The organism is Pseudomonas gregormendelii (assembly GCF_017114825.1).
In the GTDB taxonomy this organism is placed as follows: Bacteria; Pseudomonadota; Gammaproteobacteria; order Pseudomonadales; family Pseudomonadaceae; genus Aquipseudomonas; species Aquipseudomonas gregormendelii.
Genome location: NZ_JADEVO010000008.1, coordinates 54,100 through 68,580, shown reverse-complemented (window position 1 = coordinate 68,580; position 14,481 = coordinate 54,100). Strand labels below are relative to the sequence as shown.

General features: G+C 60.5%; 10 protein-coding genes and 1 pseudogene. 6 read left to right on the top strand and 5 right to left on the bottom strand.

Annotated elements, in window-relative coordinates; all coding sequences use genetic code 11:
• The first annotated feature begins 169 nt into the window (after positions 1–169).
• Positions 170–1,243: an autotransporter domain-containing protein gene (locus IMW75_RS08220; protein WP_205892326.1), complete on the top strand. Its 1,074-nt coding sequence runs from the start codon at positions 170–172 to the stop codon at positions 1,241–1,243.
• Positions 1,244–1,371: 128 nt separating this feature from the next.
• On the opposite strand, the gene glgB is transcribed toward IMW75_RS08220, so the two are convergent.
• The 3 genes from glgB to IMW75_RS08205 form a co-directional block, all read right to left on the bottom strand.
• A complete protein-coding gene (gene glgB / locus IMW75_RS08215) occupies positions 1,372–3,603 on the bottom strand; it encodes a 1,4-alpha-glucan branching protein GlgB (RefSeq protein WP_205892325.1) in 2,232 nt (743 codons plus the stop codon).
• 2 nt (positions 3,604–3,605) lie between these two features.
• Entirely contained in the window at positions 3,606–6,947 is a 3,342-nt protein-coding gene (treS, locus tag IMW75_RS08210; RefSeq protein ID WP_205892324.1) for a maltose alpha-D-glucosyltransferase, read from the bottom strand.
• 78 nt (positions 6,948–7,025) lie between these two features.
• Complete coding sequence (locus IMW75_RS08205) at positions 7,026–9,023, bottom strand: alpha-1,4-glucan--maltose-1-phosphate maltosyltransferase (protein WP_205892323.1); 1,998 nt, start codon at positions 9,021–9,023, stop codon at positions 7,026–7,028.
• 227 nt (positions 9,024–9,250) lie between these two features.
• Between IMW75_RS08205 and IMW75_RS08200 the strand changes: the two genes are divergently transcribed.
• Together IMW75_RS08200 and IMW75_RS26880 are read left to right on the top strand one after the other, a co-directional pair.
• Positions 9,251–9,409 (top strand): hypothetical protein, encoded by a 159-nt coding sequence (locus IMW75_RS08200; protein WP_205892322.1) that lies wholly within the window; start codon positions 9,251–9,253, stop codon positions 9,407–9,409.
• Positions 9,410–9,457: 48 nt separating this feature from the next.
• Positions 9,458–9,538 (top strand): annotated as a pseudogene (locus IMW75_RS26880) (outer membrane lipoprotein carrier protein LolA); the annotation flags it as partial.
• Between the two features lie 118 nt (positions 9,539–9,656).
• On the opposite strand, the gene IMW75_RS08195 reads toward IMW75_RS26880, so the two are convergent.
• On the bottom strand, positions 9,657–10,163 hold the full coding sequence (locus IMW75_RS08195; RefSeq protein ID WP_205892321.1) for an MgtC/SapB family protein: 507 nt from the start codon (positions 10,161–10,163) through the stop codon (positions 9,657–9,659).
• Positions 10,164–10,283: 120 nt separating this feature from the next.
• Between IMW75_RS08195 and IMW75_RS08190 the strand changes: the two genes are divergently transcribed.
• The 3 genes from IMW75_RS08190 to mapR all read left to right on the top strand — a co-directional run bounded on the left by IMW75_RS08190 (position 10,284) and on the right by mapR (position 13,660).
• Positions 10,284–10,517 (top strand): DUF3203 family protein, encoded by a 234-nt coding sequence (locus IMW75_RS08190; protein WP_045058618.1) that lies wholly within the window; start codon positions 10,284–10,286, stop codon positions 10,515–10,517.
• A 195-nt stretch (positions 10,518–10,712) separates the two neighbouring features.
• Entirely contained in the window at positions 10,713–12,143 is a 1,431-nt protein-coding gene (ccoG, locus tag IMW75_RS08185; protein WP_205892320.1) for a cytochrome c oxidase accessory protein CcoG, read from the top strand.
• Between the two features lie 107 nt (positions 12,144–12,250).
• Positions 12,251–13,660: a GntR family transcriptional regulator MpaR gene (mapR, locus tag IMW75_RS08180; RefSeq protein ID WP_045058620.1), complete on the top strand. Its 1,410-nt coding sequence runs from the start codon at positions 12,251–12,253 to the stop codon at positions 13,658–13,660.
• A gap of 24 nt (positions 13,661–13,684) precedes the next feature.
• Here mapR and IMW75_RS08175 read toward each other — a convergent pair whose 3' ends face one another.
• Entirely contained in the window at positions 13,685–14,431 is a 747-nt protein-coding gene (locus IMW75_RS08175) for an SDR family oxidoreductase (RefSeq protein ID WP_205892319.1), read from the bottom strand.
• Positions 14,432–14,481: the final 50 nt, after the last annotated feature.

Here is a 14,481-nt window from a genome sequence, read left to right as displayed (position 1 = left end):
GGGTCTTCTTAGCTACAGGTTACTACCCCCGGAACACTACCAGGAACAAGCCTCACACCGCTCATGCAGGGGACGGTGCAGGTTTGGCCTACTCCATTCGGTCGCCCCTCATTCGGGGTAGGAGAGACGCCAAAGCGAGACAGCGCATGCGATTGCAAGGTAGACCACCATGAGAACATCACTCCCCCCGCTTGAGATCAAAGCCACTTTCTACACCCTTTCGAGTTCGCTGCTGTTGTGCTCATCGGTGGGAGCACAGGCCGGGCCAGCGGAAGATGAGACCTTGCCCTGGTATCGCCAGGACGTCCCAACGATGTCACTACCTGCAATCAATATCACGGCCCCCTACCCCGGGCATGTCAGCGCAGCATCCGACGCCCGCAGTTCACGCCTGACCATCGAAGACGCCGCACCCTCGACCTGGGACCAGCTCTACGGCAAGCCTTCGCGCCAGGCCCAGGACGACGTGCTGGCGCAAGGCTTTTCCGGGCCCGGTGCCAGCGAGTCCTGGGGCCCGGCGCTACTGACGTTGCAAAGTGCCGGCGGGCATACCCAGCGCGTTGGGCTGATCGGCGGCGTCAGCCAGTTCCAGAGTAACGGTAATGGCCTGCTGACCAGTCGCGCCCAGGCCGACCCCGCCACGGACACCCTCAACCTGCAAGGCCAGAGCCTTGGCGCCTACTGGAGCCTGACCGGAGCGCAAGGCTGGCACGTCGACCTGACGGCCAGTGGTGGCCGGGTCAACGGCTTCAGCCGCAACGAACAGGGCGTGAGGCAAGTGACTGAAGGCAGCGCGTTGACACTCTCGGTGGAAGGCGGATTCCCCATTGGGTTAAGCGATAACTGGGTGGTTGAACCCCAGGCGCAACTGATCAATCAACGTATCACCCTCGACACGCCCTACTCGGGTTCAGGCAATGCTTCGGCCAGCGACCTAAACTCATGGAGCGGCCGGGTCGGAGCGCGGTTGAAAGGGAGTTACGACATCAATGGCCTGGGCGTCGAGCCGTATGTGCGGACCAACTTGTGGCACACGGTTTATACCGGCAACACGGTATCGCTGGATCAGGTCGACAAAATCAGCAGCAGCCGCAAGTCGTCAACCGTGGATTTGGGGCTGGGATTAGTGGCGAAGGTGACACCGGCGGTGAGCCTGTATGTCAGTGCCGATTACAGCAGTGATGTGGATGACAACGATTTGAACGGGTTGATCGGCAGTCTGGGCGTGCGGATGCGTTGGTGAGGTTTTTTTAACAGCAAAAGATCGTCCGAACGCGGCCCGAGCCTGCGGCAGCTCCTACAGGGCATTGCGTGTAGGAGCTGCCGCAGGCTCGGGCCGCGTTCGGACGATCTTTTGCTCCACCTTTTTTCTTACGCCTCAGGCCGCAGAATCAACACCGCCAACGGCGGCAAATTCAGCGACAGTGACAGCGGCTGTCCGTGGCTGGGTTCTTCCTCGGTAAACGCCCCGCCCCCGTTGCCATAATTGGACCCGGCGTACATCGCCGCGTCGCTGTTGATGACCTCGGTCCAGCGACCGGCAAACGGCACGCCCACTCGATAACCCTGGCGCGGCACAGGCGTGAAGTTGGCAACCACCAGAACCGGGCTGCCATCCTTGCTCCAGCGCAGGAAGGCATAGACGCTGTTGATCGCATCGTCGCCAATCAACCACTGGAAGCCCTGTGGCGCGTCGTCCTGGTCGTGCATCGCCGGTTCTTCGCGGTAGAAACGGTTGAGGTCGCCCACCAGCTTTTGCACACCCTTGTGTTCCGAGTACTGCAGCAGGTACCAATCCAGTTGCTGGTCGTGATTCCACTCACGCCACTGGCCAAACTCGCAGCCCATGAACAGCAGTTTCTTGCCCGGGTGCGACCACATGAAGCTCAGGTAAGCCCGCAAGTTGGCAAATTTCTGCCAGCGGTCGCCGGGCATCTTGTCGATCAGCGAATGTTTGCCATGCACCACTTCGTCATGGGAAATCGGCAGGATGAAGCGCTCGGACCAGGCATACACCAGGCCAAAGCTCAGCTCGTTGTGATGATGCCCACGGTACACCGGGTCCTGCTGGATGTAGTGCAACGAATCGTGCATCCAGCCCATGTTCCATTTGTAGTCGAAACCCAGGCCGCCCTGTTGTGTGCTCTGGCTGACGCCGGGCCACGCGGTGGATTCCTCGGCGATCACCAGGGCACCTGGGGCCTCAAGGTTGACCACGTCATTGAGATGGCGCAGGAAGTCGATCGCTTCCAGGTTCTCCCGCCCGCCGTGGCGGTTGGGCACCCATTCGCCGGCCTTGCGCGAGTAGTCGCGATAGAGCATCGAGGCCACCGCATCGACGCGCAGGCCGTCGACGTGGAAATGCTTGAGCCAATGCAACCCCGAGGCCAGCATGTAGCCATGCACCTCGGTGCGGCCGAGGTTGTAGATCAGCGTGTCCCAATCCTGGTGAAAACCTTCCTGCGGGTTGCCATATTCGTACAACGCGGTGCCGTCGAATTGCGCCAGGCCGTGGGTGTCGGTCGGGAAATGCGCCGGTACCCAGTCAAGGATCACACCAATATCCGCCAGGTGGCAGGCGTTGACGAAGGCGGCAAAATCATCCGGCGAACCGTAGCGGGCACTTGGAGCGAACTGCGACAGCAGCTGATAACCCCATGATCCACCGAACGGATGTTCCATGATCGGCATCAGCTCGATGTGGGTGAAACCCAGTTCCTTCACGTAAGGAATCAACCGCTCACCCAGTTCGTGCCAGGTGTACTGGCGAGCGACTTCGCCCAGGTCATCCAGCTCACACTGCCAGGAGCCGGCGTGCAGCTCGTAGATCGATAGCGGCGCACTGGGGTGCTGGCGCTCGATGCGCGACTGCATCCACGCCTGGTCTTGCCATTCGATGCTCAGGGGCGAGGCGACCTTGGACGCCGTGTCTGGCGGCAAGGTAGTCGCCAGGGCCATCGGGTCGGCCTTCAGCGGCAAGATACCGTTGGCGCCGAGGATTTCGTATTTGTAGGTTTCGCCCGCCTGCATGCGCGGGATGAACAGCTCCCAGACACCCGTCGGATGCCGCAGGCGCATCGGATGACGGCGGCCGTCCCAGTTGTTGAAATCACCCACCACCGAAACCCGCTTGGCATTCGGCGCCCAGACGGCAAACCGCACGCCATCGACCCCGTCTACCGTTTTCAACTGTGCACCGAGGCAACTGCTCAAATCCCGATGGTTGCCCTCGGCAAACAGGTACAGGTCCATCTCGCCCAACAAGGGACCGAAGCTGTAGGGATCCTCGGAAACCTGCTCGCCGCCGGCCCAGCGGGTGCGCAACAGGTAAGGCTGGGCGCGATCGAAATGCCCGACGAACAAACCTGGGGTCTGGGTGGCCTCAAGATTGCCCAGTTCTTCGCCGGTATCCTTCGCGAGTACTTGCACGCTCAGGGCATCCGGCAGATAAGCCCGAATGAATTGCCCGCCGGCGTTATCGGCATGGGGGCCGAGAATCGCAAAAGGGTCGGGATGTGCGGCGCGCACCAGCGCGTCGAGGTCCTGCGATCCGGGCAGCAGCGCTTCTTTAGCGTGACCCAGTTCCTTGTTCTGGAAACTCATGACTACTCTCCACCAAGATCGGAAAAGGGTTTAAGCCCACTCAATAATCCATACAAACCATGTAACGGCACGGGCAGCCAGGTTGGGCGATTCTCAGCCTCGTAGGCCACCTCGTACGCGGCCTTTTCCAGACCGAACAACGCCAGCGCAGCGTCCTCGCCTGCCGGATCTTGCCACGCATGTCCAAGACTAGCTGCCGCCAGCCGATAAGCGTCGACAAATGCCTGGCGAGCCTCATTTAAATAGCGCTCGGCGACCCTGACTCGCGCCGCCTGTGCCGCTTCGGTGTTATCGACATTGTGCACATTGATGGTCATGGCTGCCGCGTAATCAAACGAGCGCAATACCCCGCTCACATCCTTGTAAGGACTGTGCTTGCCCCGTCGCTCATGCAGTGGCCGGGCCGGTTCACCTTCAAAGTCGATCAGATAGGCATCGCCCTTGATCACCAGCACCTGGCCCAGGTGCAAGTCGCCGTGGACACGCATCCGCAGGCCACCTGCCGCCTTTTTGCCCAGCTCCTGAACATGGCTCAGGATCGCCTTTTTGTTGTCCACCAAGCGACTGACCAGCGCCTGGTCGGCCGGGTTCAGTTCGGTTTGATGCTGCTTGAGCAACTTCAACGCATGTTCCACTTGCGCGGCGACGTCCTTGGCTGAGGCCAGGGCTTCTTTTTGCGTGGTGACCTGCGGCGCGAAGTCCGGGTCATCGGTGGGCGCGGCGAGCACCTGATGCATTTCACCCAGGCGCTGGCCGAGCATGCCGGCAAAATCCTTCAGCTCGCCCAAGGCGTTGTAGTGCTGTTCCTGTTCCGAAATGGCTTGCGCCAGTTCGTCACGTAATGCGCGTTCGAGGTTGTTCTGCGTCCATTCCCAGGCATCACCCTGATTGCTCAGGAAGCCTTGGGCGATCATCAGCAGCGTGTCCTCGCCTTCGGCGTCACGACGAATCACCGAGCCCAGCAATGGGGAGATATTGGCGAACCCGGCGTTGGTCAGGTACGCACTCATTTCCAGTTCAGGGTGGACCCCGGAGGCGATCTTGCGGATCAGTTTCAGCACCAGGCTTTTGCCGACCACGACCGAACTGTTGGACTGCTCGGCCGACAGATAGCGCACCTCCGACTCCGCGTTGAGGCCCAATTGAGCCAGCGCGGGGGTCGGTTCAAAGCGGATATCACCTTCGCCAGACGCCAGTACGGTGTTGTTGTGCATACCCTCCAACACCGCACGAATGAAGTTTTCCAGGGCAAATGCATCGGTAATGATGCCGACCTGACGACCGCGGCGAACTCGGGACAGTGCCAGTTGCTGCGGCAGCGCCGGACCGACCTGATCCTCGGCGATGAAGCCGAAAGGCAGCTGATACCGACTGGTCTGGCCATTGCTGGTGACGTCGATTTCGCTCAGCAACACCGGATGCTCTGCGTCGCCAAAGCGCACGCCATAGGCCAGTTTTACCTGTTCGATGGTGGCGTCCTTGCCGCCAAACCAGCGGCGATTTTGCAGCCAGTTGGGCAAAATGCCCTGCTCCATCGTGGCGCGAGACGGCGCTTCGAGGAGTTCTTCCATGCGGTGCTTGAGCACCAGGGTGGTGAAGTCCGGCAGGCTTTGCGCCGGCTCCACATGCCAGCTGGGCATCTGGTTCTCCGCCGCCAGGCCAAACCAGTAGAAGCCATACGGCGCCAAGGTCAGGAGGAAGTTAAGCTGGCCGATCGGTGGGAACGCGTTCCCACCGAGCATTTCCACCGGCACCATGCCGGTGTAGGCCGACAGGTCGAGCTCGGCCGCCTGGGCACTGCGCGATACGTTGGCCACGCACAGAATGATCTCGTGTTTACCGTCTTCGCCGGTGAATTCACGGGTATACGCCAGGATTCGGCGATTGCTTGGCGAGAGCATTTTCAGGGTGCCGCGCCCGAATGCCTTGGATTGCTTGCGCACGGCAAGCATGCGCCGGGTCCAGTTGAGCAGCGAGTGCGGGTCGCCGGCCTGGGTCTCGACGTTCACCGACAGGTAACCGTATTGCGGGTCCATGATCGGCGGCAACACCAGGCTGGCCGGGTCCGCGCGCGAGAAGCCGCCATTGCGGTCAATCGACCACTGCATGGGCGTACGCACGCCATCCCGGTCACCCAGGTAGATGTTGTCGCCCATGCCTATTTCGTCACCGTAGTACAGGGTCGGCGTGCCGGGCATCGACAACAGCAGGCTGTTGAGCAGTTCCACGCGGCGGCGGTCACGCTCCATCAAGGGTGCCAGGCGCCGGCGGATGCCCAGGTTGATGCGTGCGCGGCGATCAGCGGCGTAGTAGTTCCACAGGTAGTCGCGCTCCTTGTCTGTGACCATCTCCAGCGTCAGCTCATCATGGTTACGCAGGAAAATCGCCCACTGGCAGTTGGCGGGAATCTCCGGGGTCTGCCGCAGGATGTCGGTGATCGGGAAGCGGTCTTCCTGGGCCAGCGCCATGTACATGCGCGGCATCAGCGGGAAATGGAACGCCATGTGGCATTCATCGCCGTTTTGGCCCTGGGCATCGGTGTCGCCAAAATACAGTTGAGTGTCTTCAGGCCATTGATTGGCTTCGGCGAGCAGCATGCGGTCTGGGTAGTTGGCATCGATCTCGGCACGGATCTGCTTGAGGACGTCGTGGGTCTCCGGCAGATTCTCGTTGTTGGTGCCGTCACGTTCGATCAGGTACGGAATAGCGTCCAGGCGAAGGCCGTCGATGCCCATGTCCAGCCAGTAGCGCATCACCGACAGCACGGCTTTCATGACTTGCGGGTTGTCGAAGTTCAGGTCCGGCTGGTGCGAATAGAAGCGGTGCCAGAAGTACTGCCCGGCCACCGGATCCCAGGTCCAGTTGGATTTCTCGGTATCGAGAAAGATGATGCGCGTGCCGTCGTATTTCTGGTCGTCATCGGACCACACGTAGAAGTCCCGGGCGGCCGAGCCTTTCTTGGCCTTGCGCGCCCGCTGGAACCAGGCGTGCTGGTCGGAGGTGTGGTTGATAACGAGCTCGGTGATCACCCGCAGGCCACGATCATGGGCCTCGGAGATGAACCGCCTGGCATCGGCCATCGTCCCGTAGTCAGGGTGTACACCTCGGTATTCGGCAATGTCGTAACCGTCGTCGCGACGCGGCGACGGATAGAACGGCAGCAGCCAGATGGTGTTGACGCCGAGGTCGGCAATGTAATCGAGTTTCGAGATCAGGCCGGGAAAGTCGCCGATCCCGTCGTTGTTGGAGTCGAAAAATGACTTGACGTGAACCTGATAGATCACCGCGTCCTTGTACCAGAGCGGGTCTTTGATAAAGGTGGCAGCCTTGGGTTTCTTCGCCATTTGAAACTCCTGTTGAATTCGATAAAGCGATGCATCTCGCAAATCACCCCTGTAGGGGCCGGCGTCAGGCTCGGATGGTCAGGACACTGAAATCCGCCAGATGCCGAACGATTGCTGAGCCGGGTCCAGGCGCATGAACTGGTACTTGCCGTGCCAGGTCCAGCGGTGCCCGTTCATCAAGTCCTCGCCCTGGGTGTGCGCGTCGTCCGGCAAACCCATTTCCCACAGCGGCAGCTCGAAATTCGCTTCCTGGGGGTTGTGCGGATCAAGGTTGACCGCTACCAGAATGAAGTTGCTGCCATCGACGCTACGCTTACCGAAATACAGGATGTTGTCGTTCCAGGCGTTGTAGATCTTCAAACCAAGGTGCGAGTGCAAGGCCGGGTTTTGCCGGCGAATGCGGTTGAGCTGGGCGATCTCGGCGATGATGTTGCCCGGCGCGTTGTAATCCCTCGGGCGGATCTCGTACTTCTCCGAGTTGAGGTATTCCTCCTTGCCCGGCACCGGCGCCGCTTCGCACAACTCAAAGCCCGAATACATGCCCCACAGGCCTGAGCCCATGGTTGCCAGGGCCGCGCGGATCAGGAACCCGGCACGCCCGGACTCGTGCAGGAACGCCGGGTTGATGTCCGGTGTATTGACGAAGAAATTCGGGCGATAACATTCCCGCCATGGCGATTCGTTGAGTTCGGCCAGATAAGTCGACAGCTCGTACTTGGTGTTGCGCCAGGTGAAGTAGGTGTAGCTCTGGGAGTAACCGACCTTGCCCAGGCGCGCCATCATCGCGGGCGTGGTGAAGGCTTCCGCGAGAAAGATCACTTCCGGATACAGCGCACGCACGTCGGCGATCAGCCACTGCCAGAAAGGCAGGGGCTTGGTGTGCGGGTTATCCACGCGGAAGATCTTCACGCCCTCCTCGACCCAGCCCACCACGATGTCGCGCAGTTCGACCCAGAGACTCGGAATCGCATCAACGGCATAGAAGTCGACGTTAACGATGTCCTGGTATTTCTTCGGCGGGTTTTCGGCGTATTTGATCGTGCCGTCCGGACGCCAGTTGAACCAGCCCGGATGCTGTTGCAGCCATGGATGGTCCTGGGAACACTGGATCGCGAAATCCAGGGCGATCTCCAGGCCATGGTCGGCCGCTGCCGCCACCAGGCGACGGAAGTCCTCGCGGGTGCCCAGCTGCGAGTGAATGGCCTCATGCCCCCCCTCGGCACTGCCAATGGCATAGGGGCTGCCCGGGTCATCGGGACCGGCGCTCAGGGAATTGTTCGGGCCTTTGCGATGGCTGCGACCGATGGGATGAATAGGCGGGAAATACAGGACGTCGAAGCCCATGTCCTGGATCATCGGCAAGCGCGAGTGTACGTCGTTGAACGTGCCATGCCGGGCTGGATCGTCGGTGACGGAACGGGGAAAGAGTTCGTACCAGCTGGCAAACTGCGACAGTTCACGCTCAACGTCCACCGGGTACTCGGGGCTGAAACTGACAAAGGCCCGATGGTCGGCCTGAGCCATCAGGTCGGCGCTACGTTGGTGCAGAAACAGTGCAACCTGCTCGGTTTCGAGCAGCCCGGACAGCTCATGGTGCAAAGCCGCCAGTGCTTCGCTCAGAGGCCCTTCGGCACGCTCGGCGGCGTGCTGGACCTGAGTACGACCTTCCTGCAGTTCCAGGCTGACCGGCACCCGTGCGCTGTGCTTTTTCTCCAGTTCATAACAGAAGCTGGCGAACTGATCGATCCAGGCCTCCACAAAGAACACGTATCGGCCCTGGCGCTCGACGCGAAACTGGCTCTGAAAGCCGTTATTGCCCAGTTCGCCCATCACCGCGCTGTGCCAGCTGTCATCGCCCTCGGAGCGCCAACGCACCCGCACCGCCAGCTTGTCATGGCCGTCGGCAAACACCTTGCTGGTGACCACGACGTCCTGACCCACCACGGCTTTGACAGCGAACTGCCCGCCATCGAGGATCGGCATGGTGTCTTCAATCGCGATTCGCGGCAGCAAAAGTGCCTGCGACAACGGTATATGAGGGTTGTAGCTCAACTCTGTAGGCTTTTCAGACGTCATCGAGCATCTCTCCTTTACGCCCCATGGACGCTCTTGTACTGGGCCGACAATCGCAAAGCGCTCGGCCCCGGAATGAACTCACTTAGGTTCCGAGCGACCGGCGCAGGTAAAGTTCACGCTGATTGTTCAGTTCGATCACGTTGTTTCGATCACGGGAATCATTTCATGAGAGCCAGGGTCAACAGACTTAAGCACGACTCAAGCCATGTGCCACAGGAGATGCAGCGATGACGATTCCCAACCCTGTTGAAACGCCGGATCCGAATATCGACAATCCCGTTATTCCGCCAACCGATCCGCAGCCGGTGCCAGAGCAGGAGCCGCCTGGAACGGTCCCACCGCCACGGGAAGACCCGCCAGATACCATGCCGCCGGTGATCGTGTAGCCCTACCCCGCAAACCCTGAAAACCCTGTAGGAGCGAGCTTGCTCGCGATGGGCGCTAACGATGACGAGGGTAGCCTGACACCCAACGGCGCTCTCAGGTTCTTCGCGAGCAAGCTCGCTCCTACAGTTGGCAGCGATCGTAGACGCGCGATCGTAGACGATGGCAAAGCAGTAGGCCGTAATCGTCGTCGATGGCCGAGCAGTGAGCCGTTACAACAAGCGGCCGAGCCTGCTGCTTCGGCAATGGTTACGGTGCATCACCCCGATCCTTATCCAGCAACTTCACAATCCTCGGCATCACGCTGAAAATCGCCAGCGCCAGCAACGTGCTCAGCACTGCAGTCGACTCACGCCCCATGCCTGCCGACACTCCGATCGCTGCGGTCATCCACAACCCGGCTGCAGTGGTCAATCCCTTCACGTGGCCCTCTTCGCCTCCGGTATTTTTCAGAATGGTCCCGGCGCCAAGAAAACCGATGCCGGCAATCACCCCCTGCACCACCCGGCTCATGGCATCTGCCTGCGACCCGGACATTTGCGGCACCAGCACAAACAATGCGGCACCCAATGCCACCAGCATGTGGGTACGCACCCCGGCGGCCTTGCCTTTGTGCTCCCGTTCGAACCCCAAAATGCCGCCCAGGATCGCGGCGATCAACAGTCTCACAGTGATTCGTGTCAATTGTGCTGCATCGCCGATATCGGCAAATTCCGCTTGCAGGGTTTCCCATACTTCATGCCACCAGGCTTTCATGCTGCTGTCCTTGTGATCGTTCTGGAAGATGGACCACGCCAACCATTAATCGGTTGCACCGAACGATGCTGGCCGGCCATAGCCTAATGCTGCAGACCCCGCAGAAATAAGGACTCCGCCATGACCGTTCGCATCGAAAACCAGACTTGCTTCTTCACTACCGAGAACGGCGAAGAAATCCGCCTGTGTCCCGACGTCACCGTGATCACCGACTCGGACAAAGCCATGTCGGCGGTCGAACTCGATGGTCAGCGCGTCTACATCACTGAAGCAGAAGCTGATGCATTGACCGTAGCAGGCGCCGTAGATGGGCGTAAGCATTTGAAAGCCACCGACAGTGATTCGGTGATTTGACCGACGCAGATCAACCCGGCCGGCGAGTGCTTGCGACAGGCGCGCAGGGACCGGGCTGACAGCTGCTTCAAAGTGTCGCAGACAGCGGATCAGAGCCCATCTGATCCGCTTTTTATTGCGATACCTGAGTCTGTTATGCAAACAGATCGACGCTCATAGTGCTCCGGCCTGATGGAGGCTGATGAGCGAAAGACCATGAGCGAAAGAATTCCCGTCCGAACCCTTGAGAGTGCCCCGTCCGTCCAGACTTTTGAGCCTTCGCGTGCAAAGACGAAGACCGGGTCCAGCGACAATCTGATTCACACCCGCAGTTTTACCGGCCTGTTTCGTACATTGCGCATGAGCGGTGCAGGGTTTCTGTTCCTGCTGTTCTTCGGCACGGTGTGGCTCAATTGGGGTGGGCGCCAGGCCGTGCTCTGGGACCTGTCCGAAAGCAAATTCCACATCTTTGGTGCAACCTTCTGGCCACAGGATTTCATCCTGCTCTCGGCGCTGCTGATCATCGCCGCATTTGGGCTGTTTGCGATCACCGTATTCGCCGGGAGGGTCTGGTGTGGCTACACCTGCCCCCAGAGCTCCTGGACCTGGATTTTCATGTGGTGCGAGAAAATCACTGAAGGCGAACGCAATCAGCGGATCAGACTGCAGGCGGCCCCCTGGACCTTCAACAAGATCCTGCGGCGTTCGGCCAAGCACACGCTATGGCTGGCGATCAGTCTGCTCACCGGTCTTACCTTCGTCGGCTATTTCACCCCGATCCGGCCCCTCGCCGAAGAATTGCTGACCCTGCAAATGGCCGGTGTCAGCCTGTTCTGGGTCCTGTTCTTTACCGGTGCCACCTACATCAATGCCGGCTGGTTGCGTGAAGCGGTGTGCATGCACATGTGCCCCTATGCGCGGTTCCAGAGCGTGATGTTCGACAAGGACACCCTGACCATTTCCTACGACTTCGCTCGCGGGGAACACCGTGGCCCGCGCAAGCGTGACGTAGCACCGGCTGCTGTCGGCCTGGGCGACTGCATCGACTGCCAGCTGTGCGTACAAGTGTGCCCGACCGGTATCGACATCCGCGACGGCTTGCAGATGGAGTGCATTGGTTGCGCAGCGTGCATTGATGCCTGTGATTCGATCATGGACAAGATGGGCTACGCCCGTGGATTGATCAGCTATACCTCCGAACACGAACTGCAGGGTGGCAAGACCCGTCTGTTAAGACCGCGACTGATCGGTTACACCGCCGTGCTGCTGGCGATGATCGGCGCCCTCGCCCTCGCGCTGGTGGAACGGCCAATGGTCTCGCTGGATGTCAGCAAGGACCGCGGGCTGTTCCGCGAGAACAGCCAGGGGCAGATCGAAAACATCTACAGCTTGAAGGTCATCAACAAGACCCAGGAGCACCAGGACTATCGCCTGATGCTGGTGGAGGGTGACGACTTCCAGTTGCAAGGCAAGACCGAACTAAGCCTGGCGCCAGGGGAAATTGTCGACGTGCCGGTGTCCGTGGCGATGACCACGCAGCGCCCGAGCTCCAGCTCGCAAAGCATTGTGTTCAAGATCATCGATACGGATGAGCCCGGGATCTACAGCGAAGCCAAGAGCCGGTTTGTTGCGCCGATGAACCGTTGATCCCTTAGACTGCTGTGCTGCCACAAGCGCACTGCAAAACCGGTGGGAGCGGGCTTGCCCGCGAAGAAGTCCCCCCGATTTCACAGAACAACCCAACCGGGCTTTAGATGAAACGCTACGAAAAATTCGCCGACGACATCGCTGAACTGATCCGCTCCGGCGTCCTCGGCCCCGGTCAGCGGGTACCGTCGGTGCGCTACGCCAGCCAGACCTACGGGGTCAGCCCATCCACCGTGTTCCAGGCTTATTACCTGCTGGAGCGGCGCGGTTTGATCCGCGCCAGGCCGCGCTCCGGCTACTTCGTCAACACCCACGCCCCGAGCCCTTTTTCCGAGCCGGAGATCAGCAGCCAGGTGAACGAATCAACCGAGGTCGACGTGAGCGAACTGGTGTTCTCGGTGCTCGATTCGATCAAGGACCCGAACACCGTGCCCTTTGGCTCGGCCTTCCCCAGCCCGGCGCTGTTTCCCCTGCAGCGCCTGTCACGCTCCCTGGCCAGCGCCACCCGGGACATGGATCCGCGCATGGTGGTCACCGACATGTCGCCGGGCAATCCACAGCTGCGCCGGCAGATTGCCCTGCGTTATATGGTGGGCGGGCTGATGTTGCCGATGGAGGAGCTGTTGATCACCAACGGCGCCCTGGAGGCACTGAACCTGTGCCTGCAGGCCGTGACCGAACCCGGCGACCTGGTCGCCATCGAGGCGCCGGCCTTCTACGCCTGCTTGCAGATTCTCGAGCGGCTCAAGCTCAAGGCGGTGGAAATTCCCGTGCACCCACGCGAGGGCATTGACCTGGCCGTGCTCGCGCAAACCCTGGAGCGCCATCCGATCAAGGCCTGCTGGTGCATGACCAGCTTCCAGAACCCCATGGGCGCGACCATGCCCGAGGCGAAGAAACAGGAACTGGTCGAGTTGTTGCGTCGGCATCAGGTGCCGCTGATCGAGGACGATGTCTACGCCGAACTGTATTACGGCCAACAGGCCCCCAAACCGGCCAAGGCCTTCGATACCGAGGGCCTGGTGATGCACTGCGGTTCGTTCGCCAAGAGCCTGGCCCCCGGATACCGCATTGGCTGGGTAGCTGCCGGGCGGTTCGCACAGAAGATCGAACGCCTGAAGCTGATGACTTCACTCTGCGCATCGATGCCAGCCCAGGCAGCAATTGCCGACTACCTGCAGCACGGCGGCTACGATCGACACTTGCGCAAATTGCGCTATGCGCTGGAGGAGCAGCAAAGCGCAATGCTCGCGGCCATTGCCCGGTACTTCCCGGCACAGACGCGGGTCAGCCAGCCTGCTGGCGGGTACTTCCTGTGGCTGGAGTTGCCGGAGCAGATGGACTCGTTGAAGCTGTTCCAGATGGCGCTCGCCCAAGGCATCAGCATCGCGCCGGGGCCGATTTTTTCACCGACCCGACGGTTCAGGAATTGTATCCGGCTGAATTATGGCAGTCCCTGGGATGAGACGGCGGAAAAGGCGATGGAGACGTTGGGACGGATTGTCCGGTCTTTTTAAAGTCAAAAGCTTGAGCTTGAGCTCTTAGCGTCCGCCGCCCAGATCAATAAAGGTCCCCGTCGCATACGACGCCTTGTCCGACAGCAACCAGACAATCGCCTCAGCCACCTCATCCGGCCGCCCACCCCGGGCCATCGGGATCGCTGACTCCAGCTTGCTCACCCGATCCGGGTCGCCACTGAGGGCATGGAAATCGGTGTAGATGAATCCTGGCCGCACCGCATTGACCCGAATCCCCTCGCCCGCTACTTCCTTGGACAAGCCGATGGTGAAGCTGTCCAGCGCCCCTTTGGAAGCCGCGTAGTCGACGTATTCGTTAGGCGATCCCAGGCGCGACGCCACCGACGACACGTTGACGATGCTGCCACCCTGGCCGCCGTGCTTGGGGGACATGCGCAGGATCGCGTGCTTGGCGCATAGAATGGGCGCCAGGACGTTGGTCTTGAGGATTTTGAGAATACGGAACTCGGACATTTCGTCCACGCGGGATTTGTGCCCGACGGTTCCGGCGTTGTTCACCAGGGCGGTCACACGGCCCAGTTCGGCGTCCACGCGGTTGAACAGCCCGACCACTTCATCCTCGATGCTCACATCGGCGCGTACCGCGATCGCCTGGGCCCCCATTGCGCGCACTTGTTCGAGTACCGCGTGTGCAGCTTCTTCGTCAGCCTGATAATTGATGCAGATCCGATAGCCCCGTTCAGCGGCCAGGAGCGCTGTCGCGGCGCCGATACCTCGGCCCCCACCGGTGATGACGATGACTTTGTCCATGCTGACTTTCCCCATTTTTTGCGTAAGCAGTCGGGGTCAAGAATAACCGC

Coding starts and splice junctions, on each gene's coding strand:
- treS (WP_205892324.1), bottom strand. CDS start 6,947: ATGGCGAAGAAACCCAAGGCTGCCACCTTTATCAAAGACCCGCTCTGG.
- ccoG (WP_205892320.1), top strand. CDS start 10,713: ATGAGCGAAAGAATTCCCGTCCGAACCCTTGAGAGTGCCCCGTCCGTC.
- IMW75_RS08205 (WP_205892323.1), bottom strand. CDS start 9,023: ATGACGTCTGAAAAGCCTACAGAGTTGAGCTACAACCCTCATATACCG.
- glgB (WP_205892325.1), bottom strand. CDS start 3,603: ATGAGTTTCCAGAACAAGGAACTGGGTCACGCTAAAGAAGCGCTGCTG.
- mapR (WP_045058620.1), top strand. CDS start 12,251: ATGAAACGCTACGAAAAATTCGCCGACGACATCGCTGAACTGATCCGC.
- IMW75_RS08220 (WP_205892326.1), top strand. CDS start 170: ATGAGAACATCACTCCCCCCGCTTGAGATCAAAGCCACTTTCTACACC.
- IMW75_RS08200 (WP_205892322.1), top strand. CDS start 9,251: ATGACGATTCCCAACCCTGTTGAAACGCCGGATCCGAATATCGACAAT.
- IMW75_RS08190 (WP_045058618.1), top strand. CDS start 10,284: ATGACCGTTCGCATCGAAAACCAGACTTGCTTCTTCACTACCGAGAAC.
- IMW75_RS08195 (WP_205892321.1), bottom strand. CDS start 10,163: ATGAAAGCCTGGTGGCATGAAGTATGGGAAACCCTGCAAGCGGAATTT.
- IMW75_RS08175 (WP_205892319.1), bottom strand. CDS start 14,431: ATGGACAAAGTCATCGTCATCACCGGTGGGGGCCGAGGTATCGGCGCC.